This window comes from Microbacterium sp. 2RAF4, from assembly GCF_052115285.1.
GTDB classification, from domain to species: domain Bacteria; phylum Actinomycetota; class Actinomycetes; order Actinomycetales; family Microbacteriaceae; genus Microbacterium; species Microbacterium oxydans.
The window spans coordinates 73,306-100,292 of the sequence record NZ_JBFRGI010000004.1; the positions used below are offsets into that span (position 1 = coordinate 73,306).

General features: G+C 68.4%; 25 protein-coding genes and 1 tRNA gene. 21 read left to right on the top strand and 5 right to left on the bottom strand.

Going from position 1 to position 26,987, the window contains the following annotated elements:
* The first annotated feature begins 25 nt into the window (after positions 1–25).
* Genes folB through AB4070_RS15930 form a run of 6 tightly spaced genes read left to right on the top strand, consistent with a single transcriptional unit; the run spans position 26 to position 4,704 of the window.
* Positions 26–421 (top strand): dihydroneopterin aldolase, encoded by a 396-nt coding sequence (gene folB / locus AB4070_RS15905; RefSeq protein ID WP_441980954.1) that lies wholly within the window; start codon positions 26–28, stop codon positions 419–421.
* A complete protein-coding gene (gene folK / locus AB4070_RS15910; protein WP_441980955.1) occupies positions 418–957 on the top strand; it encodes a 2-amino-4-hydroxy-6-hydroxymethyldihydropteridine diphosphokinase in 540 nt (179 codons plus the stop codon). The genes folB and folK overlap by 4 nt, the downstream gene beginning before the upstream one ends.
* A complete protein-coding gene (locus AB4070_RS15915; RefSeq protein WP_441980956.1) occupies positions 954–1,436 on the top strand; it encodes a DUF3180 domain-containing protein in 483 nt (160 codons plus the stop codon). The genes folK and AB4070_RS15915 overlap by 4 nt, the downstream gene beginning before the upstream one ends.
* Positions 1,387–1,968, top strand: coding sequence for a PH domain-containing protein (locus AB4070_RS15920; RefSeq protein WP_282848310.1), 582 nt, complete (start codon positions 1,387–1,389; stop codon positions 1,966–1,968). The genes AB4070_RS15915 and AB4070_RS15920 overlap by 50 nt, the downstream gene beginning before the upstream one ends.
* A complete protein-coding gene (locus tag AB4070_RS15925) occupies positions 1,965–4,022 on the top strand; it encodes a PH domain-containing protein (protein WP_441980957.1) in 2,058 nt (685 codons plus the stop codon). The genes AB4070_RS15920 and AB4070_RS15925 overlap by 4 nt, the downstream gene beginning before the upstream one ends.
* Positions 4,012–4,704, top strand: coding sequence for a DUF2520 domain-containing protein (locus AB4070_RS15930; protein ID WP_441980958.1), 693 nt, complete (start codon positions 4,012–4,014; stop codon positions 4,702–4,704). Before AB4070_RS15925 ends, AB4070_RS15930 begins: the two co-directional genes overlap by 11 nt.
* Before the next feature lie 46 nt (positions 4,705–4,750).
* Here the strand turns inward: AB4070_RS15930 and AB4070_RS15935 are convergent, their stop codons facing one another.
* Complete coding sequence (locus AB4070_RS15935; RefSeq protein ID WP_441980959.1) at positions 4,751–6,628, bottom strand: DUF2207 domain-containing protein; 1,878 nt, start codon at positions 6,626–6,628, stop codon at positions 4,751–4,753.
* 80 nt (positions 6,629–6,708) lie between these two features.
* Between AB4070_RS15935 and lysS the strand changes: the two genes are divergently transcribed.
* Positions 6,709–8,241 (top strand): lysine--tRNA ligase, encoded by a 1,533-nt coding sequence (gene lysS, locus AB4070_RS15940; RefSeq protein ID WP_441980960.1) that lies wholly within the window; start codon positions 6,709–6,711, stop codon positions 8,239–8,241.
* 13 nt (positions 8,242–8,254) lie between these two features.
* Here lysS and AB4070_RS15945 read toward each other — a convergent pair whose 3' ends face one another.
* Positions 8,255–9,373, bottom strand: a complete 1,119-nt coding sequence (locus AB4070_RS15945) for a DUF4192 family protein (RefSeq protein ID WP_441980961.1) — start codon at positions 9,371–9,373, stop codon at positions 8,255–8,257.
* Positions 9,374–9,485: 112 nt separating this feature from the next.
* On the opposite strand from AB4070_RS15945, the gene AB4070_RS15950 reads away from it, so the two are divergent.
* From AB4070_RS15950 to AB4070_RS15960, 3 genes are all read left to right on the top strand, one after another.
* Positions 9,486–9,659: a hypothetical protein gene (locus tag AB4070_RS15950; protein WP_164734077.1), complete on the top strand. Its 174-nt coding sequence runs from the start codon at positions 9,486–9,488 to the stop codon at positions 9,657–9,659.
* A gap of 87 nt (positions 9,660–9,746) precedes the next feature.
* A complete protein-coding gene (cls, locus tag AB4070_RS15955; RefSeq protein ID WP_441980962.1) occupies positions 9,747–11,207 on the top strand; it encodes a cardiolipin synthase in 1,461 nt (486 codons plus the stop codon).
* Between the two features lie 43 nt (positions 11,208–11,250).
* Positions 11,251–11,979, top strand: a complete 729-nt coding sequence (locus AB4070_RS15960) for a hypothetical protein (protein WP_441980963.1) — start codon at positions 11,251–11,253, stop codon at positions 11,977–11,979.
* 19 nt (positions 11,980–11,998) lie between these two features.
* Here the strand turns inward: AB4070_RS15960 and AB4070_RS15965 are convergent, their stop codons facing one another.
* Positions 11,999–12,997, bottom strand: a complete 999-nt coding sequence (locus AB4070_RS15965) for a diacylglycerol/lipid kinase family protein (RefSeq protein WP_441980964.1) — start codon at positions 12,995–12,997, stop codon at positions 11,999–12,001.
* 76 nt (positions 12,998–13,073) lie between these two features.
* Between AB4070_RS15965 and AB4070_RS15970 the strand changes: the two genes are divergently transcribed.
* Positions 13,074–13,601, top strand: a complete 528-nt coding sequence (locus tag AB4070_RS15970; protein ID WP_441980965.1) for an RNA polymerase sigma factor — start codon at positions 13,074–13,076, stop codon at positions 13,599–13,601.
* A 34-nt stretch (positions 13,602–13,635) separates the two neighbouring features.
* Here AB4070_RS15970 and AB4070_RS15975 read toward each other — a convergent pair whose 3' ends face one another.
* Complete coding sequence (locus tag AB4070_RS15975; protein ID WP_441980966.1) at positions 13,636–14,016, bottom strand: YybH family protein; 381 nt, start codon at positions 14,014–14,016, stop codon at positions 13,636–13,638.
* Between the two features lie 110 nt (positions 14,017–14,126).
* Between AB4070_RS15975 and serS the strand changes: the two genes are divergently transcribed.
* The 9 genes from serS (at position 14,127) to AB4070_RS16020 (ending at position 23,913) form a co-directional block, all read left to right on the top strand.
* Positions 14,127–15,443 carry a serine--tRNA ligase gene (serS, locus tag AB4070_RS15980; protein WP_441980967.1) on the top strand — a complete coding sequence of 439 codons (1,317 nt, stop codon included), beginning with the start codon at positions 14,127–14,129 and terminating at the stop codon, positions 15,441–15,443.
* Positions 15,440–16,261 carry an HAD family hydrolase gene (locus AB4070_RS15985; protein WP_441980968.1) on the top strand — a complete coding sequence of 274 codons (822 nt, stop codon included), beginning with the start codon at positions 15,440–15,442 and terminating at the stop codon, positions 16,259–16,261. Before serS ends, AB4070_RS15985 begins: the two co-directional genes overlap by 4 nt.
* A 42-nt stretch (positions 16,262–16,303) precedes the next feature.
* Positions 16,304–16,388 (top strand) — tRNA-Ser (locus tag AB4070_RS15990).
* A 51-nt stretch (positions 16,389–16,439) separates the two neighbouring features.
* Positions 16,440–17,690 (top strand): LCP family protein, encoded by a 1,251-nt coding sequence (locus AB4070_RS15995; protein WP_441980969.1) that lies wholly within the window; start codon positions 16,440–16,442, stop codon positions 17,688–17,690.
* Positions 17,691–17,753: 63 nt separating this feature from the next.
* Positions 17,754–18,761: a LacI family DNA-binding transcriptional regulator gene (locus tag AB4070_RS16000; protein ID WP_441980970.1), complete on the top strand. Its 1,008-nt coding sequence runs from the start codon at positions 17,754–17,756 to the stop codon at positions 18,759–18,761.
* 181 nt (positions 18,762–18,942) lie between these two features.
* A complete protein-coding gene (locus AB4070_RS16005) occupies positions 18,943–20,574 on the top strand; it encodes a glycoside hydrolase family 13 protein (protein WP_441981123.1) in 1,632 nt (543 codons plus the stop codon).
* A gap of 52 nt (positions 20,575–20,626) precedes the next feature.
* Positions 20,627–21,997: an ABC transporter substrate-binding protein gene (locus tag AB4070_RS16010; RefSeq protein ID WP_441980971.1), complete on the top strand. Its 1,371-nt coding sequence runs from the start codon at positions 20,627–20,629 to the stop codon at positions 21,995–21,997.
* A 6-nt stretch (positions 21,998–22,003) separates the two neighbouring features.
* The gene (locus AB4070_RS16015) at positions 22,004–22,969 is read left to right on the top strand and encodes a carbohydrate ABC transporter permease (RefSeq protein ID WP_192576794.1); all 966 of its coding nucleotides are present in this window, start codon (positions 22,004–22,006) and stop codon (positions 22,967–22,969) included.
* Complete coding sequence (locus AB4070_RS16020) at positions 22,966–23,913, top strand: carbohydrate ABC transporter permease (protein WP_441980972.1); 948 nt, start codon at positions 22,966–22,968, stop codon at positions 23,911–23,913. Before AB4070_RS16015 ends, AB4070_RS16020 begins: the two co-directional genes overlap by 4 nt.
* 90 nt (positions 23,914–24,003) lie before the next feature.
* Here AB4070_RS16020 and AB4070_RS16025 read toward each other — a convergent pair whose 3' ends face one another.
* Positions 24,004–24,594 (bottom strand): TetR/AcrR family transcriptional regulator, encoded by a 591-nt coding sequence (locus AB4070_RS16025; protein ID WP_441980973.1) that lies wholly within the window; start codon positions 24,592–24,594, stop codon positions 24,004–24,006.
* 94 nt (positions 24,595–24,688) lie between these two features.
* Between AB4070_RS16025 and AB4070_RS16030 the strand changes: the two genes are divergently transcribed.
* Positions 24,689–26,974 carry a glycoside hydrolase family 3 C-terminal domain-containing protein gene (locus AB4070_RS16030; protein ID WP_441980974.1) on the top strand — a complete coding sequence of 762 codons (2,286 nt, stop codon included), beginning with the start codon at positions 24,689–24,691 and terminating at the stop codon, positions 26,972–26,974.
* Positions 26,975–26,987: the final 13 nt, after the last annotated feature.

Consider the following 26,987-nt stretch of genomic DNA (forward strand, 5'->3'; position numbering starts at 1 on the left):
GGGGTGATCCCCGTACGCTAGACGTATGGAGTCCCTCGACGAGATCGTCCTCACCGGTCTGACGGTGTTCGGTCGTCACGGCGTCTTCGAGCACGAGCGTCAGGACGGCCAGGAGTTCACGATCGACCTGCGACTGCGGCTCTCCCTCGCGCGAGCCGCTGCCTCCGACGACGTCGTGGACACGGTGCACTACGGCGAGCTGGCCGAGAAGGTCGCCGCGGTCGTGGCGGGGGAGCCTGTGAACCTGATCGAGACGCTCGCCGAACGCATCGCCGCGGTCGGTCTCGAGGACCCGCGGGTGCAGGACGTCGCCGTGACGGTGCACAAGCCCCACGCCCCGATTCCCCTCGACTTCGCCGATGTGGCGGTCACCGTGCATCGCCGCCGAACCCCTGATGCGCCGGAGGGCACCACCGCATGAGCCGCAACCTCGCGAACCCACCCGCAATGCCGGCACCTCGCCCCGGGCGGCCGGAGGTCACGGCCGTCGTCGCCCTCGGCGCGAACCTCGGCGATCGCCACGACACGATCACGGCTGCCGCCGAGCGGATCGCACGACTGCCGCTGGTCAGCGAGGTGCGGTTGTCGAAGCTGTTCGAGACGGTCGCCCTCCGGCCCGATGGACCCGATCCCGAAGCTCCCGGCTACGTCAACGCGGTGGCACTGGTCACCACGCGTCTCGCCCCCGAGATCCTGCTCGGAATGCTGCACGCCATCGAGGACGAGAACGGTCGGGAACGCCGTGAGCGCTGGGGCGACCGCACCCTCGACCTCGACCTCATCGCGTACGGCGACGTCATCTCCGACGACCCGCACCTGCAGCTGCCGCACCCGCGTGCCGCCGAACGCCTCTTCGTGCTCGACCCCTGGCTCGACGTCGATCAGGACGCGGTGCTGCACGGTCGGGGTAGGGTCGCCGACCTCGCGGCCGACCTTCGTGTCGGGGGCGAGGGATGAGACGCACCTCCGCCGGTGTGCTCGTCCTCCTCGCACTGCTGGGCGGCGGCGTCGGCTTCCTGCTCGACCATCTGCTGACGGCCTCGGGGCGCGCGACTTTCACGCCGTCGCTCCTGCTGCCGGTGCTCCTGCTGCTGATCGCGGGGGCATCTCTCGGCGTCGCCTGGCCGGTGCGACGCAGTGTGCGTTCGGGCGTCCGCATCGACCCGTTCCGTGCGCTCAGAGCGGCGACGCTCGCCCGCGCGTCCAGCCTTCTCGGCGCGATCATGGCGGGGTTCGGAGCGGGGCTGCTGGTCTTCCTCCTGTCGCGCCCCATCGATCCGCCGGTAGGGTCGACTGTGGCCATGCTGGCCCTGATCGGAAGTGCGATCGTCCTCGTGATCGCCGCCCTCATCGCCGAACAGTTCTGCACCCTGCCGAAGGATCCTGATGACTCAGAACCCAGAGACCGCGCCCCTGAACCCGGCGGAGGGCACTGACCTCGACGCCCTCGACCGCGGCACATACACGCAGCTGCGCACGGCGCGCAACGAGGCCCGCCTGGAACTCGACGGCACCTGGCATCAGATCTCGCCGCGCTACGTCGTCTCGCAGATCGTCCAGAACGTGATCTTCCTCGTGATCGTCGCCGCGGCCGCGATCGTGCTGAACATCGTGCTGGAACAGGACTGGGTGTGGATCCCGGCCGGTGTGATCCTGCTGATCACGGTGATCACCCTCATCATCCTCCCGCGTCAGGCGAGGGCGATCGGCTACATGCTGCGCGCCGACGACATCGTCTTCCGCAAGGGGATCCTCTGGCAGCGCATGATCGCCGTTCCTTACGGCCGCATGCAGCTCGTCGACATCACGCAGGGGCCGCTCGACCGTGCCTTCGGGATCGCCCAGCTCAAGATGGTCACCGCTGCGGCCACGACCGGTGTGCAGATCCCCGGTCTCACGCAGGAAGCGGCCGAGGCGCTGCGGGACACGCTCATCCACGTGGCCGAGACCCGACGGACCGGCCTGTGAGCGAGCAGCAGCCTCCTCTCGCGACGCACAGCCCGCAGGCACCGGCAGGGGAGGGCCCGACGACCCTCGCGAACGGCGAGTGGCACCGGATGCACCCGCTCACGCCGCTCTTCAAGGGCGGCCTGGCGCTCATCATCATCGGTGGCATCGTCATCGCGAACATGCGGGACCGCCTCATCTCCTGGGCCGTCGCGCTGTTCGCGCCCGAAGAGGCGCATTACGGCGACTACGCCGGTGCCGATCCCGTCGACTGGGTTCTCTCGAACAATCTGATCCTGGTCGCGTTGCTGAGCGTGCTGGGCCTCGTGATCGTGCTGATCCTGATCTTCTGGTTCGTCTGGCGCTTCCAGCAGTTCCGCATCACCGGTGACCACGTCGAGGTCCGCAAGGGCATCATCTTCCGTTCGCACCGACGCGCGCCGCTCGACCGCGTGCAGGGCGTCAACCTGACGCGTCCGTTCCCCGCGCGCATCATCGGTCTCGCGAAGCTCGAGGTCGTCGGCGCCGGCAATGACGCGAACGTCGAACTGGAGTATCTCGCGACTCCGCGTGCCGAATCCGTGCGCGCCGACATCCTCCGTCTGGCGTCCGGTGCGCGCGCGGCGCGTGACGCGGCGCTCAACCCGGCAGCAGCCGCAGCAGCGGCGGCCGCACCGGCATCCGCGCGGTCGCAGCTCGTCGGATCCATGAACGCCGGAGTCAACGGTCTGATCTCCGGAGTCGATCTCGCCGACGTGGTCCCCGAGAGCGTCGTGAAGATCCCGACCGGTCGGCTGGTGGGATCGCAGCTCATCTCCGGCGTGCTGTGGTTCGTCTTCTTCGGTGCGATCTTCGCGATCGCCATCGGCAGCGCTCTGATCGGGATGCTGGCCGACGGCAATTCGGACGGGGGGTTCATCCTCCTCGGGCTGGGGCTCGGCATGGGCGTTCCCATGATCGTCGCCGTGGTCGGTATCACCTGGGCGCAGATCTCAAAATCGCTGCGTTATTCGATCGCGCCGACACCGGACGGCGTGCGGATCACGTACGGTCTCCTCACGACCGTCACCGAGACGCTCCCGCCCGGTCGCATCTTCGCCGTGGAGGTGTCGCAGTCGCTGCTGTGGCGTCCCTTCGGCTGGTGGACGATCAAGATCAACCGGATGAGCGGCAAGAGCGCGGCGCAGCAGTCATCGGGCAGCGGCCAGCAGTTCAACGTGGTGCTGCCGGTCGGCAAGCGTGCCGATGTCGAGCGGGTGCTCGCGCTCGTCCTTCCCGACGTCCCCGCGGAGAGCATCCCCTCGCTGTGGGAGCAGGGCATGGTCGGCCCCGAGGGCGACGACACCTATCGGACCATGCCCCGCCGCGCGCGGTGGCGGCGTCCGTTCTCGTGGAAGCGTCACGGGTACCTGGTCGCAGACTTCGGCCTGCTGCTGCGCCGCGGCAACGTGTGGCGCAAGCTCGCTCTCTTCCCCCTGGCGCGTCTGCAGGGCGTCTCGCTGAGCCAGGGGCCGATCGATCGCGCGCAGCGTGTGTCCGGTGCGCAGGTGCACACCGTTCCCGGCCCCATCACCGGGTACCTGTCCGGTCTCGAGCGTGCTGATGCGCTGGCGCTGATCGACGAGGTCACGGCTGCAGCTGCGGAGGCCGCGTCCCGCGACACCACTCACCGGTGGAGCGAGCATGCGGCGCAACAGCCGGTCGCCGCTCCTCCTGCTCCTCCTGCGTACGCGGGGCCGCCGCCCGTCGCCGCACCTCCGGCGTACACAGGGGCTCCGCCGGTCTTCCCCGCTCCGGAGCACATGGCTCCGCCTGCGCCTCCGGCAGCGCCGCCTGCGCCTCCAGCCGCGCCACAGGCGGCAGCACCGGTCGCTCCGCCTCTGCCTCCGCCTCTGCCTCCGCCTCTGCCTCCGGCAGCTCCGCCTCTGCCTCCGGCAGCTCCGCCTCTGCCTCCGGTGGCTCCGTCTTCATCCTCCGTGGAAGCCACGCCCCTGCCCCCGGTTCCTCCGGTCACGCCCGCGGCTCCCTCCGAGCCCCCGCTGCGACGGCGGAGACGGAGCGACGATGGCGCGTGACGGGCGCCTCGGCGTCGGCATCATCGGTGCCGGCCGTGTGGGTCCGGTCGTCGGCGCAGCCCTCGGTGGTGCAGGCCACGCCGTGATCGGCATCACGGGCGGCTCCGACGACGAGCGAGCCTCCGCCGTGCTCCCGGATGTGCCGGTGCTCGAAGCGCTGGAGGTCGTGCGTCGAGCCGAGCTCGTGATCATCGCGGTCCCCTCGGAGCAACTGCCCGCTCTGGTCGCCGGCATCGCGGAGGTGGGCGGCTGGCAGATCGGTCAGCTCGTGCTGCACACCGACCCTGGCTACGGCATCGAGGTGCTGCGTCCTGCGGCCGAGCGTGGTGCGATCCCGCTCGCCGTGCATCCGGCGATCACCTTCACCGGGACGTCGATCGACCTCCGCCAGCTCCAGGCAGGGTTCGCCGCCGTGACAGCGCCGGCCGCCGTGCTGCCGATCGCCCAGGCCCTCGCCGTGGAGATGGGATGCGAGCCCGTCGTGATCGCGGAAGCGGATCGGCCCGCCTATGCGGATGCCATCGCGACGGCCACCGAGTTCTCGCGGTCGATCATCGGTCAGTCGACCGAGAGACTGCGGCAGATCGGTGTGGAGAACCCCGGAGGCTACCTCTCGGCGCTCGTGCAGTCGACTGTCGAGAGAGCACTGCGCGAAGCATCTGACGCTCCGCCGTTGATCTGAACGGTTCTCGCCGCATCTCACCGCAGGGCGCGGGGGAGCCGCCGTGTCATCGTCCGCCCGAGAAGCCCCCGCCGCCGCCCCCACCGGAGAATCCGCCGCCGAAGGATCCACCCGCGCTGGATGACGAGCCCGTGGACGGCGCCGAGTAGGTCGCCGCCGAGTGCGACGAGGCCACGAACGAGGCGAGCTGTGCGCGCAGCACGAACGAGGTCGGGTCGCCGATCCAGGTGGCGCCGTGCTGTGCACGCGTGTACGCCTTCTCGAGCACCTCGCCCCATTCGTCCTCCATGCCGAAGAGGATGGCGTAGGGGAGGAGCCGCTCGTAGATGTGGATGACGTCGGCGGTACCGTCTGCGCGACGTTCGGCCCCGCTGTAGGACTGCAGCATGCGCAGGCGGTCGGCGTCCGCGACGCGGATGAACTCCTCGACGCCGCGCAGGTACTCGTAGGTGCGGGCGCCCTCGGTCGTGAGCACCGTGTGCTTCGAGAAGCCGTAGATGCTGGAGAGCAGCACCAGGAACGCACCGAAGGAGATCACCACGAGTGCGGGGATCGCGGAGAGGCGCCCGCTGGCCGCGCTCCAGATCCCGAACCCCAGACCGATGACCGCGATGCCGATCGCACACCACTGCAGGATCACCGCCGTCCGACTGCGCACCTTCTCGGTGAGCCCGCGGTTCTGCGCCTCGGTCGTCCCGCGTTGCTGCAGGGCGGTCATCCGCCCGGCGAAGGTCTCATCGGCGGAGGGCAGGTCGACCACTCCCTCGGCGTCCGCGTCGGTGAACAGAGCGTCGAGGGCCTCGACGTCGAGCTGGTCGGGGAGCCGCGTTCCGGGGAGTCGACGCAGCCGGGGCTCCTCGTCTTCCGCACCCTCCTCGATGCGCAGCGTGCCGCGGACGGCGAGGTGCACGATCTCCGAGGGGATCACGTCCTTGGCGCCTGGCACGACGGCGGCGGCCAGCAACGGAGGCAGCGAGTCGGGCACGTCGTACTGGGCGACCACGATTCCCGTGGCCCTTCGGCGTCGCCGGGTGAAAGCGGAGACGGCCACCCAGCTGCCGACCGAGAGCCCGAGCGCGCCGACGGCAGCGACGATCGGGGTGACGTCTGCCACGGGGTCGGGTGTGCGGGCGAGAGGCTGCGTGACGGTACCGGCGTCGAAGCCGATGGCGACGGTCACCCCGTCGCCGGCGGGGCGGGGTCCTGATTCGATGCGGAAGGTCACGTCGCGCCCGTCCGCGATCGGACCGTCCAGCTCGCACTCGTCCTTCGAGCCGGAGGGACCGGTGTAGCAGCGCGTGGCACCGTTGAGCGCAGCACTCAAGGAGGAGTCGAGCGTGATGTCAGCACGGAAGCGATCGATGGACTGCGTGCTGTCGAGAGGGAGCAGGTCCCAGTAGAACTCGTCCGCCGGAGGAGCCGACGATCCCGCGGAGGGCTTCGTCGCCAGGATCACATCGCGCATCTCGTACTCGATCACGTACGTCGTGAGCCCGCGGACGAAGTCGTCGTCGTTGCCCGTGAGCACGTAGAGCAGACCGTCCTCCTCGTCGGTCTCGTAGGGCACCTCCGCCCCGTTCCCGTCGGTCACGGACAGGATCGTCGTCTCCGTGCTCGCCCCTTCGTACGAGGTCGCGAGACCCTGGACGATGCCGTGATTCTGATCGGCGTCGGGGAAACGTGCCACGAGCGTCTCCGTCACACGCATCCGTGCGCGGCCGTCGTCGTCGAGCCCGACCTCGTACGCCGCGTCCCAGGAACTGTAGGAGAAGTCGTCGACATCGGTCGTGGCGGTGCGGATCAAACCGGCTGCGGCGTGAGCGGCGGGCTCGGCTGACGTCGCGAACGCCGCAGCCGGGGTGAAGGCCGCCACGAGGGCGAGGGGGAGGGCAGCGAACGCGCGGAGGATCCGTGTGTGGGCCATTCTCCGAGGCTACCCAGCGCGCGACCGATGGCGTCACGCCGCCTCGGTAAACTGGGAGGGACTTCCAAGGAGCCCCCCACATGACTGACGCGTCGCCCGCGCCCGAATCGGCATCGACCGACCCCTCTTCCGACGAGGACGTCCACGAGCAGAAGGCCGTGCGTCTCGCCAAGCGCGAGCGTCTGATCGAGAAGCGGTCGAATGCGGGGGGAGGGGCATTCCCCGTCGGCGTGCCCGTCACGCACACGATCCCTGCACTGCGCGCCGAGTACGGCGAGCTCGAGGCGGGTGCCGAGACCGGCGTCGTCGTCGGGGTCGCCGGTCGAGTGGTGTTCAGCCGCAACACCGGCAAGCTCTGCTTCGCCACTCTGCAGGCCGGCGACGGGTCGCGCATCCAGGCCATGATCTCCCTCGCGAACGTCGGCGAGGAATCCCTCGCGGACTGGAAGGAGTATGTCGACCTCGGTGACCATGTCTTCGTGCACGGTGAAGTCATCTCGAGCCGTCGCGGCGAGCTGTCGATCATGGCCGACGACTGGACGATCGCTGCGAAGGCGATCCTCCCGCTGCCCAACGCGTACTCCGAGCTCAGCGAAGAGGGCCGGGTGCGCAGCCGTTACCTCGACCTGATCGTGCGGGAGCAGGCGCGCAACACCGTCCGTGCGCGAGCCGCCGTCAACGCGAGCCTGCGCTCGACCTTCACGAGCCACGACTACCTCGAGGTGGAGACGCCCATGCTGCAGGTGCAGCACGGAGGAGCATCGGCCCGCCCGTTCATCACGCACTCGAACGCGTTCGACACCGAGCTGTACCTGCGCATCGCGCCGGAGCTGTACCTCAAGCGTGCGGTCGTCGGCGGCATCGAGCGCGTCTACGAGATCAACCGCAACTTCCGCAACGAGGGTGCGGACTCGACGCACAGCCCCGAGTTCGCGATGCTCGAGGCCTACCAGGCGTACGGCGACTACAACCAGATGGCCGCGCTCACGCAGGAGCTCGTGCAGAACGCGGCGATCGCGGTCGCCGGCTCCACCACGGTGACCTGGGCCGACGGCACCGAGTACGAGCTCGGCGGCGAGTGGGACCGCATCTCGATGTACGAGTCGCTCTCGGCCGCTTCGGGTCGCACCATCACCCCGCAGGATTCCGTCGAGGACCTCATCGCCTTCGCAGAGGCCAACGATGTGGACCTGCCGCCGCAGGCCACCCACGGCAAGCTCGTCGAGGAGCTGTGGGAGCACTTCGTGAAGGGCGACCTCATCCGCCCCACGTTCGTGATGGACTTCCCCGTCGACACGTCGCCCCTCGTGCGCGAGCACCGTTCGATCGCGGGCGTCGTGGAGAAGTGGGACCTGTACATCCGCGGTTTCGAACTGGCGACGGGATACTCCGAGCTCGTCGATCCCGTGATCCAGCGGGAGCGCTTCGTCGAGCAGGCCAAGCTCGCAGCACGCGGCGATGTCGAGGCCATGCCTGTGGACGAGGAGTTCCTTCGCGCCCTCGAGCACGGCATGCCGCCGTCCGGCGGGATGGGCATGGGGATCGACCGACTGCTGATGGCCATCACGGGTCTGGGCATCCGGGAGACCATCCTCTTCCCTCTGGTGAAGTAGTCCACGGAGTCGTTCATCCCATCGTGCCGCGCCGGAACGCCCATTCCGGCAGCATCGCCCCGCCGATCATGGTCTCCAACAGTGCGGCGAGCGAGTAGCGAGGGTCGATCTCGCGCACCATCTCGAGGTAGCGGCCCGCGTGACTGGCGCGCCCCAGCGCCCAGGACAGCCACGCCGCCACGGTGAGCGGCGCGGGTCGCGAGAGCCGGGGTGCACGGGCGGCCGCTTCGCGTACGACCGAGAGCGCGCACCGCAGGCGTTCGGTGTCGGGCGTCGGCCCACGTCCGAGGAACACGTCGCCCACTTCGTCGGGAACCATGACTCCGGACTCGGCGAACGCGGTCTGGGCGTCGAGCGTGCGGATGCCTCCCGCGAGGTCGGTCGCCCATTGCGCGATCGCCACGTCGCGCAGCAGCGGCTTCTCCAGACACCACAGCAGCGCGGCTGTCGCGAAGGGCGGAAGCCCGTCGGGTGCAGCCAGCACCGACTCGAGGAAGGCGGGCACGTCGTCGAGCAGGACGAGTGCGGCGATGAGCTGAGGATTCTCCCTGGCGCTTCGCGGAGAGCGCCCGCGCCGATCGAGGAGCGCGGTGAGGTCGCCGGATGCTCGCCCGACCCGCTCCTTCTCCGCCAGGTCGACGATCGGGAGCTCCGTCCCGACGTTCTGATCGCCGGACACGTCTTCCATCGGCGGCAGGTCGGACGGAAGGCGGATCTGTGCGAGGGATCCGAGCTCCGGTTCCTCCTCGAGGTAGCTCGACCAGCCGGAGGGCGTCACGCACAGAGCGTCGACGACCCGCAGACCCGCATCCTCCGCGCAGCCGAGCACCTCGTCGATCACCACCGCGTGCGGGAGCACCAGGCCGTCGCGCGTGGGGTGCGCATCCTGATCGGTGTAGACGACGACGGCGACCGCATCCGTTCCGGAGACCCGTGCCACGAGCCCGACCGCTGCGTCGGCGTAGCGCCCGAGGTCGGTGCTCTCCTCGGGGAGGTCCAGACGCATGGCACCGTCGGTACGCGAGCCGCGGAACGGGAGGAGGACGATGCTCCGTCGGGGCGTGAAGCCGGCGAGCGAGGGGACGATGCCGAGGAAGGCGGCGGAATCGGTGGCGCGGAGAACTGTGGTCATCCCGAGAGTGTGCGCGTCGGCGGGGCGAGCCGGAGGGGAAAAGGGGGCTTGTGGACGCAGATCCTGTGAGAGCCGGAGTGTGCACGAACAGTGGCTCGCGTACCATGGAGGGATGGACAACTTCTGGCTCGCCGCGGCTTGGTCGCTTCTGCCGACCGTCGGAGTGAGCGTCGTGTTCTTCCTCGTGGTCCGGGGCATCCTCCGCTTCGACCGCACCGAACGCAAGGTGCACGCGCAGATCGAAGCCGAGGAGCGCGCAGCGCGGGGCCTCCCGCCACGCGGCTGATTCCCACCCCATCGGCTACTGTGAAGCCAGCGCATCTGCTCAGATGCGCGTGAGCTGTGACGGTCACTGCGGTGGCGAGGGGGCACGATGACGGCGGACAGCTGGGGATGGTGGATCGCCGCCTTCCTGCTGACGCTCGACATCGTCATCCGAGTCACGGCGATCATCGTCATCCCCCGCAACCGCCGCCCCACCGCCGCGATGGCATGGCTGCTCGCCGTCTTCTTCATCCCTTTCGTCGGCGTCTTCCTGTTCCTCATGATCGGCAACCCGCGCCTCCCGCGGGCACGTCGACGCAAACAGGATCAGATCAACGAGTACATCGCGGAGACCAGCGAGCACCTGCACTTCGGGACTCTGCGTCCCAACGCCCCGGCGTGGTTCGGCCCGATCGTGCAGATGAACCAGAAGCTCGGCGCCCTCCCGCTCTCCGGCGACAACGGCGCTCACCTCATCTCCGATTACCAGGAGTCGCTCGACGAGATGGCCGAGGCCATCCGCACCGCGCAGGAGTACGTGCACGTCGAGTTCTACATCCTGCAGTCGGATGACTCGACCGACAACTTCTTCCGTGCCCTCGAAGAGGTCTGCGCGCGAGGGGTGGAGGTCCGCGTCCTGCTCGATCACTGGGCGAACCGCGGAAAGCCCCGCTACAAGCAGACCATCGCGCGGCTCAACGCGATGGGGGCGGACTGGCACCTGATGCTCCCGGTGCAGCCGCTCAAGGGCAAGATGCAGCGCCCCGATCTGCGCAACCACCGAAAGCTCCTCGTGGTCGACGGCAACATCGCGTTCCTCGGGTCGCAGAACATCACCGATTCGACCTACAACCTCAAGAAGAACATCAAGCGCGGACTGCATTGGGTCGACCTGATGGTCCGTCTCGACGGTCCCGTGGTGTTGAGCGTGAACGCGATCTTCGTCGCCGATTGGTACAGCGAGACCGACACGGTGCTCGAGGGCATCGACATCGCCCACGCGAACATCGGCTCCGGGGATCTCGACTGCCAGGTCGTGCCCTCCGGCCCGGGGTTCGAAGTCGAGAACAACCTCCGTCTCTTCCTCGCACTGCTCTACGCGGCGAAGAAGAAGATCATGATCGTCAGCCCCTACTTCGTCCCCGACGAAGCCTTGCTTCTCGCGGTCACGGCCGCCGTCGACCGTGGCGTGCACGTCGAACTGTTCGTGTCGGAAGAGGGCGACCAGGCGATGGTCTACCACGCCCAGCGCAGCTACTACGAGGTGCTGCTCAAGGCCGGTGTGCGCATCTGGATGTATCGCAAGCCCTACATCCTGCACACGAAGACGCTCACGATCGACGACGAGGTCGCGGTGGTCGGGTCGAGCAACATGGACATGCGCTCCTTCGGTCTGAACCTCGAGGTCTCGATGCTGGTGCGCGGCGAGGAGTTCGTCGCCGAGATGCGCGAGGTCGAGGACAAGTACCGCTCCCTCAGCCGTGAGCTGACGCTGGAGGAGTGGATGCAGCAGCCGCTGCGCTCGACCGTGCTCGACAACCTCGCCCGCCTCACCTCCGCGCTGCAGTAATCGTCGCTGTCCGTCGGAAGTCCGTGAGGGCTACCCTGTGAGCATGACCTCCGCGCTGCGTCCTCTCGCCCCTCTCGTCGGTCTCGTCGCCGCGGCGCTCCTCGTCGCCGGCTGCACCGCGAGCCCCGGTGCGGACACGCCGACGAGTTCCCCTGCGCCGAGCGCGGGCGGCGTCGACGACCGGAACGACATCGAGGGTGCGCTGCTCGACGACGGGCGCATGTTCGCCGTCGTCACGGTGGGCTCCTCCACGTGCGTCCCCCAGGTGGACCAGGTGAGCGCAGAGGGACAGACCGTCACGGTCACTCTCGTCGACGCCGAGGGGGAATCGCCGCGGCCGTGCACGAAGGACCTCGCTCCGCGTGCCAGCATCGGCGCGCTTCCCGAGGGCGTGGATCCGACAGCCGACATCACCCTCGAGGTCACCTACGTCGATATCGCCGACGACGTCGACCTCGACGGCGACCCCGCCGCGACGGGCACGCCCGGCACCTCCACCGAGTACCTGCCGTCTGCCGGCTGGTTCGGTGACGGCGGTCTGGTGCTGCTCACCTGGGGATCGTCGTCCTGCCCGCCGGTGATCGAATCCCTCGAGGGGTCGGGGAACAGCGGCACGGCGACGTTCGTGACGGATGAATCCCAGGCCTGCACGATGGACATGGCTCCGCGCGCCACGCTGCTCTCCTTCGGCGACGACGCGGTCGATGACGACGCGCCCTTCACTCTGGCCCTCGTCGGCGGAGGCCTCGAAGGCACGGTCGAGGTGCGCTGAATCCGAAGCCCGCGGGCCTTCAGAGGATGTGCACGGGATGGCCCGTCGGCAGCGCGAGTAGAAGCGCCCCCGGGTCTGCCCAGCAGGTGATGCGCACGGCTTCCCCGAACTCGTCACCGTCGAGCTCGATCGGGATCGGGTCGGGAGCTGCAGCCTCGGCCGCGGCTCCGTGGAAGTAGTGGACGGAGGCGTTCTTCCCACGCCGTTCGAGCACTCGGCGTCCCGCGCGAAAACGTCTCAGCACGGAGTTGTCCCACCAGATCTTCCGCCAGACGGCGAACCAGCCGAGCATGCCGGTCGGCTGGATGACCGCCACGTCGAGCGCGGCATCGGTGATCGATGCCTCGGGGATCAGGGATATCCCGGCAGGGAGCGTGCCGCAGTTCGCGAACAGCAGACTGTAGGCGCGGTGGGTGTGCAGGCGTCCGTCGTCGATCTGGTAGACCGCGCGGAACGGCTTCGCGCGAGGCAGTGAACGGGCCGCGCCGTCGACGTACGCGATCCACCCGACGGACTTCTTCAGATCGGAGCGGGTGTTCGCGATCATGTCGGCGTCGAGACCCATGCCGGCGAGGACGACGAACGCATGCTCTGCCTCCTCGCCGTCCTGTCGCGTCAGCCGCGCCCAGCCGATGTCGATCGGGTGCCGGAAGTCGCCGAGCGCCGCCTGGATCATCTCGGTCGGATCGCCCAGCGGGAGCCCGAGATTGCGCGCGAGCAGATTCCCCGTGCCGCTGGGCAGGATCGCCAACGGCACCCCGCTGTTCGCTATCGCCTCCGACACGGCGCGCACAGTGCCGTCGCCTCCCGCGACCAGCACGACGTCCACCCCGCGCTCCAGCGCCTGCGCCGTGGCGAGCTGACCGGCATCCTCGACGGTCGTGGGGTAGAACGCCGGATGCTCCCACCCGGCCTCCCGCGAGAGATCGCGCACTCGGGCGCGGAGGTGCTTGCCGTCGACCTTGATCGGGTTGTAGATGAGCGCCGCCTGCTGCCGGACGGGTTCGCTCGTGGTCATGGCGCTACTCTAAACCGCGATCCACCCGGGTCCTCCATCCGGCGCCGAGCCCTCTCGGCGCGAGCAGAATGGAGACATGCGCGATGACTCCGACGACGCCGCTCGCACCGTGCTCTCCGCGATGATCGAAGGCGACCCCGATCGTCTGCGGCGACGGAGCGTCTCGCTGGGGGTTCCCGTCGACGACGCCGACGACGCGGCGCAGACCGCGCTGCTGCGCGCCTGGAGGTCGATCTCGCACCTCGACACCCCGCAGCCAGGGCGCATGTGCGCCTGGCTCGACGTGATCGCCAGGAACGTCGCCATCGACCTCGCCAGACAGCGCTCCCGTCGCCCCGCCGCGACGCTGGAAGATGTGGCGGACGAGCACGTCAGCGTCGAGTCCGTCGTCGAGGCGCGAGTCCTGCTCGACGGAGCGCTGGCGGCCGTGCATGCGCTGCCGCCCACGCTTCGGGAACCACTGCTGCTGACGGTCGCCGACGGGCTCTCTGCGGAGGAGGTGGCGACGCGGCTCGGAATCGAACCCGCCGCCGCCCGGCAGCGCATATCGCGGGCACGCAAGGCGCTGAAGGCCTGCCGCGGCACAGGTATGGGGGTGGCGTGAGGGAGACCATCCTGCAGGTCTCCCTCACGTCGTCTCAGGCGGTCCCGAACGGGTTGTCGACCGCGTAACGCCAGCCGTGCGCGTCGTCGTGCACCGCGACGTCGGCCGTCGTCCCGGCGAGGGACACCTCCGACCCGTCGGGTGCGACGCCCGTGATCGTCCAGTCGGCGACGGCGAGTCCGGTGCCCGCGCTCTCGAAGACGTGACGGACCGTCATCGAGATCGGCAGGTTCAGGCCGAGGAACTGCTCGAGCGCGCCTCTGACGGCCTCGGTGCCGGTGACCTTCGTCCCCGGCGCGGGGACGAAGACCACCTCCGGGGTGTTCAATGCCATCAGTCCGTCGAGGTCGCGCGCATTGAAGCGGTCGGCGAACGCCAGGTTCAGTTGATCGAGGGCGGTGACGGGAGTGCTCATGGATGTTCCTTTCCGAAGGCCGGCGGAATGCCGGCCGTTGCAGAGGAAGACGACGTTGCGCGGCGAGTGTGACATCCGGGAGGACGTGCCGTTCACCGTAGACTTGGTGGATGATCGACCTCGCACTCCTCCGCGACAATCCGGAGATCGTCCGCCGCTCGCAGATTGCTCGTGGAAACGACCAGAGCACCGTCGACGTCGCACTCGAGGCCGATCGATCGCGCCGGTCGGCGCTCTCCGCATTCGAGGAGCTGCGAGCAGAGCAGAACGCCTTCGGGAAGCTGGTGGCGAAAGCCCCGAAGGAGGAGAAGGCCGCTCTGGTCGCACAGGCGAAGGAGCTCGCCGAGCGCGTCAAGCAGGCCCAGCACGCCGCGAACGAAGCGGCTGAGGCAGCGGCTGCAGCCCTCGCCCGGATCGAGAACGTCGTCATCGACGGTGTGCCGGCCGGCGGTGAAGCCGACTTCGTCGAGCTTCGCCGTGTGGGAGACGTGCCCGCTTTCGACTTCGAGCCGAAGGACCACCTCGAGCTGGGCGAGCTGCTCGGCGCGATCGACATGGAACGCGGTGCCAAGGTCTCCGGCGCCCGCTTCTACTTCCTGCGCGGCATCGGAGCGCGTCTCGAGATCGCGCTGATGAACCTCGCGCTCGACAAGGCGCTGCAGAACGGCTTCGTGCCCATGATCACCCCGACGCTCGTGCGCCCAGAGATCATGCAGGGGACGGGCTTCCTCGGCGAGCACGCCGACGAGGTCTATCACCTCGACAAGGACGACGATCTGTACCTTGTCGGCACCAGCGAGGTCGCGCTCGCCGGGTACCACAAAGACGAGATCGTCGACTTGGCGGACGGCGCCCTCCGATACGCCGGCTGGTCGACGTGCTACCGCCGTGAAGCCGGCTCGCACGGCAAGGACACTCGCGGCATCATCCGTGTGCACCAGTTCAACAAGCTCGAGATGTTCGTCTACACGACGGCCGAGGACGCGGAGGCCGAGCACCTGCGCCTCGTCGCGCTGCAGGAGGAGATGCTGACCTCCTTGGGCCTCGCCTACCGTGTGATCGACGTCGCAGCGGGAGATCTCGGTTCGAGCGCCGCCCGCAAGTACGACATCGAGGCCTGGGTCCCCACCCAGGGTGCCTTCCGCGAGCTGACGTCGACCTCGAACTGCACGACGTTCCAGGCGCGACGTCTCGATGTGCGGTACCGGCCGGTGGTGGAGTCCACGGATGGTGCGGCGCAGGGCACGGCCAAGACGCAGCACGTCGCCACGCTGAACGGCACGCTCGCCACGACGCGCTGGATCGTGGCGCTGCTCGAGACCCATCAGCAGGCGGATGGATCCGTGCGGGTTCCCGAGGTGCTGCGCCCGTATCTCGGCGGCCTCGAGGTGATCGAGCCGCTCGCCGAAGGGCGGGCTGCGCGATGACGGAAGCCTGGCTGGTCGGGCTGGACGTCGACGGGACGATCCTGCTGCAGGACGAGACGATGAGCCCCGGTGTTCCGGAGGCGATCGCCCGCGTGCGCGACGGCGGACATGTCGTCACGATCGCGACTGGACGAAGCTGGATGGCGACGCGGCGCTACGTCGAGGAGCTCGGGCTGACCGCGGACTTCGTGGTGTGCTCCAACGGGGCCGTGACGATGCGGCGCTCGGGCGATGACTGGGAGCGCTGGAACGTGGAGACGTTCGACCCCACCCCGGTTCTCGGTCTGCTGCGAGAGCGGCTGCCCGAGGCCAGGTACATGGTGGAACTCGCTTCGGGGCAGCGGCTGTTCACGGAGCAGCTCGACGACTGGACACTCGACGGCGGTCGGCAGGTCGACTTCGACGAGCTCGGAGCCCTTCCCGTCTCGCGCATCGTCGTCGTCTCTCCCGGTCACGACGAAGAGGACTTCCACCGGCTGGTGGCGGACGCCGGTCTGAACGAGGTGTCGTACGCGATCGGCTGGACGGCGTGGCTGGACATCGCACCGCAGGGCGTGGACAAGGGCACGGCACTGGAGCAGGTGCGTGCCGAGCTCGGGCTCGGCGAGGGGCGCATCCTCGTCGCCGGGGACGGGCGCAACGACATCGGGATGTTCAGCTGGGCGCGCTCGCTCGGCGGTCGGGCGGTGGCGATGGGTCAGGCTCCGGACGTGGTGAAGGAGGCAGCCGGCGAGGTCACCGCGGATGTCGTCGACGGCGGTCTGGCGCGAGCACTCGACACGCTTCCAGCCCCCGCCCAGGTCAGCGCCGGAGAATAGAACTCGGCTAGACTCACGCCTGGTCGGCAGAAGTGCCTGCCGGGAGGGTTGTCCGAGCGGCCGATGGAGCTGGTCTTGAAAACCAGTGGGCAGAGATGTCTCGTGGGTTCGAATCCCACACCCTCCGCATTGTGAGCACGGTGTCCCCCGCACCGGCGCTGAATCCGAAAGGTCCCGAGTGAGCCAGAACCCCCGACGCCGGCACACGATCGCGCGCCATGGTCAGCTGGGTACTCCCGGTACCGTCGGCCAACTCCTGAAGTTCATCGCGATCGGCCTCGCCGTGGTGCTGGTGAGCGGTCTCGGCGTCGGCGCCTACGTCTTCTACGACCTCACGAGCACGGTCTCGGCGAACGCCGTCGAGATCGAGGGTCAGGACCCCATCCCGCCGGACATCGGCGAGTACGAGGGCGGCTTCAACATGGTGCTCACCGGGGTCGACACCTGCGAGGAGAAGTACAAGGACCTGTTCGGCGAACGGTGCACCGGAGCGGACGCCGAGGGCACGCTCAATGACGTGAACCTGCTCGTCCACGTCTCGCAGGAGCCGCGCCGCATCACGGTCGTCAGCTTTCCCCGAGACCTGATGGTCCCGATCCCGTCCTGCACGGACAAGAACGGCAACGCCACCTCTGCGATGAGCAAGCAGCCGCTGAACACGGCGTACACGGACGGCGGCCTGAACTGCGTCGTGAAGACCATCTCCGAGCTGACCGACCAGGAGATCCAGTTCGCGGCCGGCGTCACCTTCGGCGGCGTGATCGAGATCACGAATGCCATCGGCGGCGTCGACGTCTGCCTCGCCAACCCGATCAAGGACCGCTACACCGGACTCGACATGGCTGCGGGCACGCACACGGTGGAGGGGCTGCAGGCGCTCCAGTTCCTGCGCACCCGTCACGGGGTCGGCGACGGCAGCGACCTCGGCCGCATCGGCAACCAGCAGCAGTACATGTCGAGCCTGGCCCGCAAGATGATCAGCGGCGAGGTGCTCGGCAACGTCCCGGTGATGCTCAAGCTCGCGAACACCGCGATCCAGAACCTCGAACCGAGCGAGTCGCTCACGAATCCGATGACGCTCGTGCAGATCGCGCTCGCGGTCAAGTCCGTGCCGTTCGAGGACATCGTCTTCGTGCAGTACCCCAACGGCACCGACTCGGCGAACCCCAACAAGGTCGTCCCCAACTACACCGCAGCCACTGCGCTCTGGGATGCGCTCGCCGAGAACGCGCAGCTGCAGATCACGCACGAGAACAACCGGAACGACGGTGTGATCGTGCAGGAGCCGTCCACGGCCGGCGAACAGCCCACGGACACGGCGGCGACTCCGGACCCCGCAGCGACCCCCGACAACGTCGTGGCGCTTCCCGATTCGATCAAGGGCAACTCCGCCGCGCAGCAGACCTGCTCGAACGGCAACGTCCGCTGACGACTCCGCGAGGGAGCGCAAGCTGCTTGCGCCTTCTTGCAAGGACTTGCGTACACTGACTGCATGTCGAAGCGACTCGCCGAGGTGGCCCGCAAGGTCGGAGTGAGTGAGGCGACGGTCAGTCGCGTGCTCAACGAGAAGCCGGGGGTCTCGGATGCCACGCGCCAGGCGGTCCTCACCGCACTCGACGTCCTCGGCTACGAGCGGCCGACGAAGCTGCGCGGAGAACGCGCCCGCCTCGTGGGCCTGGTGCTGCCCGAGCTGCAGAATCCGATCTTCCCCGCATTCGCCGAGATCGTCGGCGGAGCGCTCACCCAGAACGGTTACACTCCGCTGCTCTGCACGCAGAACGCCGGGGGTGTGACGGAGTCGGACTACGTCGACCTGCTCCTCGCGCAGCAGGTGTCCGGTGTCATCTTCCTCGGGGGGAACTACACGCAGGCGGATGCCGCGCATCAGCACTACGAACGCCTGCGTCAGGTGAACCTCCCGACCGTGCTCGTCAACGCCCGTGTGTCGGAGCTGCCGTTCGCCACGGTGTCGACCGATGATGCTGCTGCCGCGGAACAGGCGGTGTTGCACGTGCATCAGCTCGGGCATCGGAAGATCGGCCTCCTGCTCGGGCCGGAGGATCACATCCCGTCCCGCCGCAAGCTCGAATCAGCGCGACGTCTGCTCGAATCGCTCGGAGCACCGCTGTCGGACGAGCTCGTCGTGCGCGGCATGTACTCCCTCGAGTCCGGTCAGGCCGGGGCTTCACGGCTGTTCGCCGCCGGTGCGACCGCGATCGTGTGCGCGAGTGACCCGATGGCGCTCGGGGCCGTGCGCGCGGCGCGGCGCGGCGGGCTGTCGGTGCCGGGTGATGTGAGCATCGTCGGATTCGACGACTCCGCGCTGATGAGCTGCACCGAGCCGCCGCTGACCACGGTTCGGCAGCCGATCGAGTCGATGGGGCGAGCCGTGATCGCCCTCCTGCTCGCTCAGATCGCCGGCACGGCTCAGCCGAGCGACGAGCTCCTGTTCGAGCCCGAACTGGTGCTGCGCGCCTCGACGGGGCCCCTGCCTCTCTGACCACAGGTCCCCGAAGGTACGCTGATTGTCGTGCCCGCAATCTATCGTAAATTTGCGACATCTCGTTTACTTCTTGCGTTAAGTGATTAAGAAAGCTACATTCGACTCATCGCCACCGACGACGAGGAGTTCCGTGGACACTGACGTTCTGCGCACGGCGGCACCCGCCCGCACGCTGACCATGCCCGCTGGCGACGGCTGGTGGCGGACGGCCGTGATCTACCAGGTGTATGTGCGCAGCTTCGCGGACGGAAACGGCGACGGCATCGGCGATCTCGCGGGTGTCCGCTCGAGGCTCCCGTACTTGAAGAGCCTCGGGGTGGACGCGCTCTGGTTCACCCCGTGGTATCTGAGCCCCCTCGCCGATGGCGGGTACGACGTGCAGGACTACCGCCGCATCGATCCCCGTTTCGGCTCCCTGGAGGAAGCGGAGCAGCTGATCGCAGAGGCGCTCGCTCTGGGCATCCGCACGATCGTCGACATCGTGCCCAACCACATCTCGGATCGGCACGAGTGGTTCCTGCGGGCGCTGGCGGCGGGTCCAGGCAGCCCGGAGCGGGAACGTTTCTGGTTCCACCCCGGCCGCGGGGAACACGGCGACGTCATCCCGACGAACTGGGTGTCGAGCTTCCAGGGCGAGACCTGGTCGCGCACGCGGAACCCCGACGGCACCGACGGCGAGTGGTACCTGCATCTGTTCACCCCCGAGCAGCCGGACCTGAACTGGAACCACCCCGATGTGCGACGTGAGCACGAAGACGTCCTGCGGTTCTGGTTCGACCGCGGGGTCGCGGGCGTCCGGATCGACTCGGCGGCTCTTCCCGTCAAGGACCCCGCGCTTCCCGACCTCCCCGCAGGTTCGGCGCCGGCGGTGGACCATCCGCATATCGACCGCGACGAGCTGCACGACATCTATCGCGAGTGGCGTGCGGTCGCCGACGAGTACGAAGGGGAGCGGGTGCTCGTGGGCGAGGTGTGGCTCGAGGATGCAGAGCGATTCGCCCGGTATCTGCGGCCGGGGGAGATGCACACCGCCTTCAACTTCGGCTTCATGACGCAGCCGTGGAGCGCGCGTGCCATGCGCGATTCCATCACCCGCACCCTCGCGGAGCACGCGCCCGTCGGGGCCCCTGCCACATGGGTGCTCTCGAACCACGACGTCACGCGTCCCGCCACGCGGTACGGGCAGGCGGATTCCTCGTTCGCCTTCGAGCGCAAGCGCTTCGGCACCCCGACGGACCCGGCTCGCGGTGCGCGAAGGGCCCGCGCCGCCGCGCTGCTCGTCGCCGCGCTGCCGGGCAGTCTCTACATCTACCAGGGCGACGAACTCGGTCTGCCCGAGGTGGAGCTGCCGCTCGACGCGATCGAGGACCCCATGCACTTCCGCTCCGGCGGGGTCGACCCGGGACGCGACGGCTGCCGAGTGCCGCTGCCCTGGACGGGCGTGACGAGCCCCTACGGCTTCGGTGGCACTCCCTGGCTACCGCAACCCGAGGACTGGGCGGCGCTCACCGTCGAGGCGCAGGATGCGGACCCCACTTCGACGCTCAACCTGTATCGCACGGCGATCGCTCTGCGCCGGCGGATCGACGACTTCGCCGGCGACCACCTGGAGTGGCTCGAACTGGGCGCCGACGTCCTCTCATTCCGCCGCGGTGACGGCACGCTCAGCGTCACCAACCTCGGGGCGGTCGCTGTGCCGCTGCCCGCACACCATGAGGTCCTCCTCTCCAGCGCGCCGCTCGACGGCGTGCTCCCGCCCGACTCCACAGCCTGGCTCGCTCTGCGCGCCACCCCCACGCGCTCGCAGTGAGCGCTGTCGTGATCCTGCACCACCCGTTCAGCACCACATGGAAGGACAGACAATGAAGTCACCAACGAAGGCCATGGTCGCCGGCATCGCCGTGCTCGCGACGGTCGGCGCCCTTGCCGGATGCACGTCCGCCGGCGACGGGGACGGCGCCGACGGACGCCTCGAGCTGCGCGTCGCGACGTTCCCGCCCGGGGCGGATGCGGCCGCGTACGATGCGTTCGCCGCGCAGGAGAAGCAGTTCGAGAAGGAACATCCCGACATCGACATCATCGGTGTCGAGTACGAATGGGAAGGCCCCACCTTCGCCGTGCAGCTCGCCGGGGGAAGCCTGCCCGACGTCTTCACCGTGCCGTTCACCGACTCCAAGACCCTGCTCGAGAACGGGCAGCTGATGGATGTGACGGACGCGATCGACGAGCTCGGCTACACGGACAAGTTCAACCCCATCATCCTCGACGGGGTCACCGGCGCCGACGGCAAGATCTACGGCTTCCCGCGGCAGGCCTACGCCGCAGCACTGCACTACAACCGCGACCTGTTCGAGCAGGCGGGGCTCGACCCCGACAGCCCTCCGGAGACGTGGGACGAGATCCGCGAGGCCGCCAAGAAGATCACGGACGCCACCGGCAAGGCCGGCTACGCGCAGATGGCGATCAACAACACCGGTGGATGGCAGCTCACGTCGCAGACCGTGGCCCGTGGTGGTCGCACGCAGACCGACAACGGGGACGGCACCGCCGAGTCGACGATCGACAACGACGCGACCAAGGCCTCCCTCCAGTTCCTGCACGACGTGAAGTGGGAGGACAACGCCTTCGGCTCGAAGGTCGACCTCGACTGGGGGACCATCAACCAGGAGTTCGCCGCGGGCAACATCGGCATGTACACCTCCGGCTCCGACATCTACACCGCTCTCGTGCGCGACTTCGGCATGGACTCGGACATCTACGGCATGACCGTCGTGCCCATGGAAGGCGACGATCCCGGCACACTCGGCGGCGGTGACATCGCAGTGATCAGCCCCACGGTCGATGACGCGACCAAGGAAGCCGCAGTGACCTGGATCGACTGGTACTACATGCAGAAGCTCATGGACAAGGACGCCGCGGTGCTCGACGCGAGGACCCTGAACGAGTCGGGCCAGGCCGTCGGCACTCCGCTGCTGCCCGTGCTCAGCCGGGAGCTGTACGACGAGTCGCAGGAGTGGATCGCCGACTACATCAATGTGCCCGTCGACCAGATGGCGCCTTTCAGCGACCGCATCTGGGATCAGACGCCGGTGGGGGAGCCGAAGGTCAAGACGCAGGAGGTCTACGCCCTGCTCGACACCGTGGTGCAGAAGGTCCTGACCGACCAGAACGCCGACATCGACGCTCTCCTGGCCCAGGCGCAGAGCGATGCGCAGGCGAAGCTCGACGAGTAACCCTTCATGACGATGACGCTCCCCGAGCAGCGGGCGGCGGTGGAGGATTCTCCGCCGCCCGCTGTGCGCCGCTCCCGCCGCCGCTCACCCCTCACCTGGTTCCGCGGCGGCGGGCTCGCGAACCTCCTGTTCGTGCTCCCGATGCTGTTCGTGTTCGTGTTCTTCTCGTGGTCGCCGATCGTGCAGTCGGTGGTCATGAGCCTGCAGAAGACCAACCTGATCGTCTCCGAGTGGGTCGGGTTCGACAACTACCTCGCGGTGATCGGCGACCCCGAACTCGGCCGCGCCGTGATCAACACGCTGTGGTTCGCCGTGCTCGCTCTGCTCTTCGGGTTCCCGCTGCCCCTGCTGATGGCCGTACTCATGAGCGAGGTGCGCCGCGGCAAGGGCATCTACTCCGCGCTCGCCTACCTCCCGGTCGTCATCCCGCCGGTCGTGGCTGTGCTGCTGTGGAAGTTCTTCTACAGTGCCGATCCGTCCGGTGTGTTCAATACCGTGCTCGGGTTCGTGGGCATTCCGCCCCAGCCGTGGATCCAGGACGCGGTGCAGGCGATGCCCTCGCTCGTGCTCGAGGCCACCTGGGCAGGAGCCGGGGGATCGATCATCATCTACCTCGCGGCACTCCTGGGCGTGCCACCGGAGCTCTACGACGCGGCCGAGGTCGACGGTGCCGGCATCTGGAAGAAGGTGTGGCACGTCACGCTGCCGCAGCTGCGAGGCATCCTCTTCATCATGCTGATCCTGCAGGTGATCGCGACCGCTCAGGTCTTCCTCGAGCCGTTCCTGTTCACCGGCGGCGGGCCCGCGGGAGCGACCAAGACCGTGCTGCTGTACATCTACGACAAGGCCTTCCGGAACAGCCTGGGCGGCGACTACGGCGAGGCCACGGCCGTCTCGGTGCTGCTGGCGATCGTCCTCGCCCTCCTCTCCTGGCTGTACTTCAAGCTGACCGACCGTTGGAGCACGACGTGAGCCTCACCACCCGCCTGTCGACCCGCGCCGCAGAGAGGGCCGCGGAGAAGGCCGCTGACAGCGCGGGCGATCGCACCGTCATCTCCGACTCCGAACGTCGGCGCCCCGGCATCCGCATGGGGATGACGCTCACGCACGTGTTCCTCGCCGTGGGTCTGGTCGTCGCTGGACTCGGTCCCATCCTGTGGCTCGCGAAGTCGGCGATCACGCCGACGCAGGACACCCTGCAGCAGCCGTTCGCGCTGTGGCCGAACGGCATGGACTGGGAGAACCTCTCGACCGCGTGGAACGACATCCACATCGACCAGTACTTCCTCAACACGGTGATCATCGCGCTCGGGGCCTGGTTCGTGCAGCTGTTCATCGCGACGACGGCGGGCTATGCGCTCTCGGTGCTGCGCCCGACTTACGCGCCCATCCTCAACGCGCTGGTGCTGGCGACGCTGTTCATCCCCGGGATCGTGCTGCTGGTGCCGCTGTACCTGACGATCGTGCGTCCACCGCTGCTGGGCGATGTGAGCCTGCTCAACAACTACCTTGCGGTGTGGCTGCCGATGGGAGCGAACGCCTTCAACATCCTGCTGGTGAAGCGGTTCTTCGACAGCCTTCCGCGCGAGGTGTTCGAGGCCGCGCGTACGGACGGCGCCGGGCCCTTCCGACTGTTCTGGTCGATCGTGCTGCCGATGTCGAAGCCGATCCTCGGGGTGGTCTCGGTCTTCGCGATCATCGCCGCGTGGAAGGACTATCTCTGGCCCATGCTGGTGCTGCCCGATCCCGCGGTGCAGCCGTTGTCGGTGCGACTCCCCGCCGTGCAGTCGCAGACCGAACTGGACGTGTTCCTCGCCGCGCTGGCGATCGCGACCCTGATCCCGATCGCGATGTTCCTCGTCTTCCAGTCGGTGTTCCTGCGCTCGGCAGGTCTCGGCGGTGCCGTGAAGGGGTGAGACGCGTCGAGACCCACGTTCCGCGTCGAGACCCATCGCAGGCGACGCATCCTGCGATGGGTCTCGGCGATGGCGATGGGTCTCGGCGACTCAGGTAGGTGGCGTCGGAGGAAGCGGCGGGGGAAGCAGCGTGTCGATGAGGGCGCCCATGATGCCGGGCATGTCGACGGTCGGATCGATCATCCACTGCAGCTGAAGTCCGTCGGATGCGGCCTGGATCACGCGGGCGAGGGCGTCCGGATCCAGGGCGGAGCGGCGGGCGTCGGCTCCGAAGCCGTCGGCGATCGACTCCCTCAGCCGCTCGCTGCGGTCCAGGAAGTACTGGTGGGCCGGATGCTCCGGATCGGCCGCATCCACCGAGAGGCGCGAGAACAACGCGACGATGCCGGGAACCTCGGTGTTGTGGCGGATCACGTCGAGGAAGGCGGTGCGGGCATCGTCGGCGCCGAGCCCTGTCGGCTCGAGGCCGTCATGCGCATCGCGGGTGCGGAGCACCTCGGTGAAGAGCTCCTCCTTCGATCCGAAGTAGTGCAGGAGGGCGGCGGGTGTGACACCGACGACCTCGGCGATCTGCTTGAGCGAGGCGTTCTGGTACCCCTTGCGTCCGATCACGTCGAGGGCGCTCTCGAGGATCTCCTCGCGCCTCGCGACGCCCTTCGCGTACGAACCTCGTCGTGCCATGACTCGACACTAATCCTGAATGGCGTTTGAAATCTAATACTGAAGGGCATAAGGTTTTCGCAAGGACATCGCCGTCGCCCGCGAAAGGAACACAATGACCGAGAACTCGGCTTCCGACCTGACCCTCGAGGAGAAGGCTTCGCTCACCAGCGGTGCGGACTTCTGGACGACGAAGGCGATCGACCGCGTGGGCATCCCCTCGGTGATGATGACCGACGGGCCGCACGGGCTGCGCAAGCAGTCGGGCAGCACCGACCACCTCGGCCTCGCGAGCAGCGTGCCCGCCACATGCTTCCCGCCCGCTGTCGGCATCGGCTCATCGTGGGACCCGGAGATCATCGAGCGTGTGGGCGCCGCGATCGGCGTGGAGGCCGCCATCGAAGACGTCGCCGTCGTGCTCGGACCCGGCATCAACATCAAGCGCTCCCCGCTGTGCGGCCGCAACTTCGAGTACTTCTCGGAAGACCCGATCGTGTCGGGCGTGCTCGGAGCCGCGTCCGTCCGCGGCATCCAGTCGAAGGGCGTCGGCACCTCGCTCAAGCACTTCGCTGCGAACAACCAGGAGTTCGACCGCATGCGCGCGAGCTCCGACGTGGATCCGCGTCCGCTGCGGGAGATCTACCTGCGCGGATTCGAGCGCGTCGTGAAGGACGCCTCGCCATGGACGGTCATGTGCTCGTATAACAAGCTCAACGGCGTCTGGACCTCCGAGGACCCCTGGCTGCTCACCAGCGTGCTTCGCGACGACTGGGGCTTCGACGGTCTCGTCGTCTCGGACTGGGGAGCCGTGAACGACCGCGTCGCCGGCGTCGCCGCAGGACTCGACCTGGAGATGCCCTCCTCCGGTGGGCGGACGGATGCACAGCTCGTCGCAGCCGTGCGCGCCGGCGAACTCGCCGAGAGCGTGCTCGACACCGCAGCCGGTCGCGCGATCGACCTCGTGCGCAAGGCCGGCCGGCGTCCTGCCGTGTCCGGCCCGCTCGACGTCGACGCGCACCACGCGCTGGCCAGGGAGGCCGCTGGTCGGTCCATCGTGCTGCTGAAGAACGACGGTGCGCTGCTGCCACTCGCCGACGACCAGCAGGTCGCCGTGATCGGTGCGTTCGCCACCGAGCCGCGGTTCCAGGGAGCGGGCTCTTCGCTGATCAACCCCACGCGCATCGACGAGGCCCTCGACGGACTGCGCGCCGTCGGCGGCGACCACGTCACCTACGCCGCGGGCTTCGCGGTCGAAGGCGGTGCCATCGCCGCGTCCGGACGCTCTGCAGACGACCTGCGGGCGGAAGCCGTCGACATCGCGAAGGCGGCCGACGTGGCCGTGCTCTTCCTCGGGCTCCCGGCAGCGGAGGAGTCGGAGGGCTTCGACCGCGACCACATCGATCTGCCCGCCGAGCAGCTCGCGGTGCTCGATGCCGTACTCGAGGTGAACCCCCGCGTCGTGGTGGTGCTGTCGAACGGCGGCGTGGTCGCGCTCCCCTTCGCCGACCGTGTGCCCGCGATCGTCGAGAGCTGGCTGCTCGGTCAGGCGGGCGGCAGCGCTGTGGCGGACGTGCTCTACGGTGCGGTGAACCCCTCGGGAAAGCTCACCGAGACCGTGCCGGTGCGGCTCGAGGACAACCCCTCGTTCGGCAACTTCCCCGGAGAGTTCGGACATGTCCGCTACGGCGAGGGTCTGCTGGTGGGCTACCGCTGGTACGACGCGAAGGGCCTGGATGTGACCTTCCCCTTCGGTCACGGACTCTCGTACACGACGTTCGACTACGCGCCCGCAACGGCCGAGGTCGGGCCTGACGGCGGCATCGTCGTACGCGTCGACGTCACGAACTCCGGCGACCGCGACGGCCGCGAGGTCGTGCAGGTGTATGTGGCTCCGGCGACATCGATCATGCAGCGCGCACCGCGCGAGCTCAAGGCCTTCTCCTCGGTCGCGCTCGCCGCAGGGGAGACCCGCACGGTGGAGCTCGTCGTGCGGCGCGAGGACCTCGCCTACTGGGATGTGCGCGTCGATCGCTGGGTGGTGGAGGGCGGCGAGTACATCGTCGACGTCGCCGCCTCCAGCCGTGACATCCGCTCCACCGCGACCGTCGACCTCGCCGGAGACACGGTGCGCCAGGAGCTGACCATGAACTCCTCCGTCGGCGACCTGATGTCGCACCCCGTCGCGGGCCCGATCGTGCAGCAGGCTCTCGGTGGGCTTCTGGGCGGAGCGGGCGGCGATGCGGCAGCGGCGTCGATGATGCCGAACGACGAGGCGATGCAGAAGATGATGGCGTCGTTCCCGATCGGTCGTCTGGCCGGGTTCCCGGGGCTTCCCGTCGACTTCGAGCAGATCGAGCAGCTCATCGCCGCAGCGAACGCGGGGGAGACCGCCGCGGGCTGACCCGTCGGGGCCG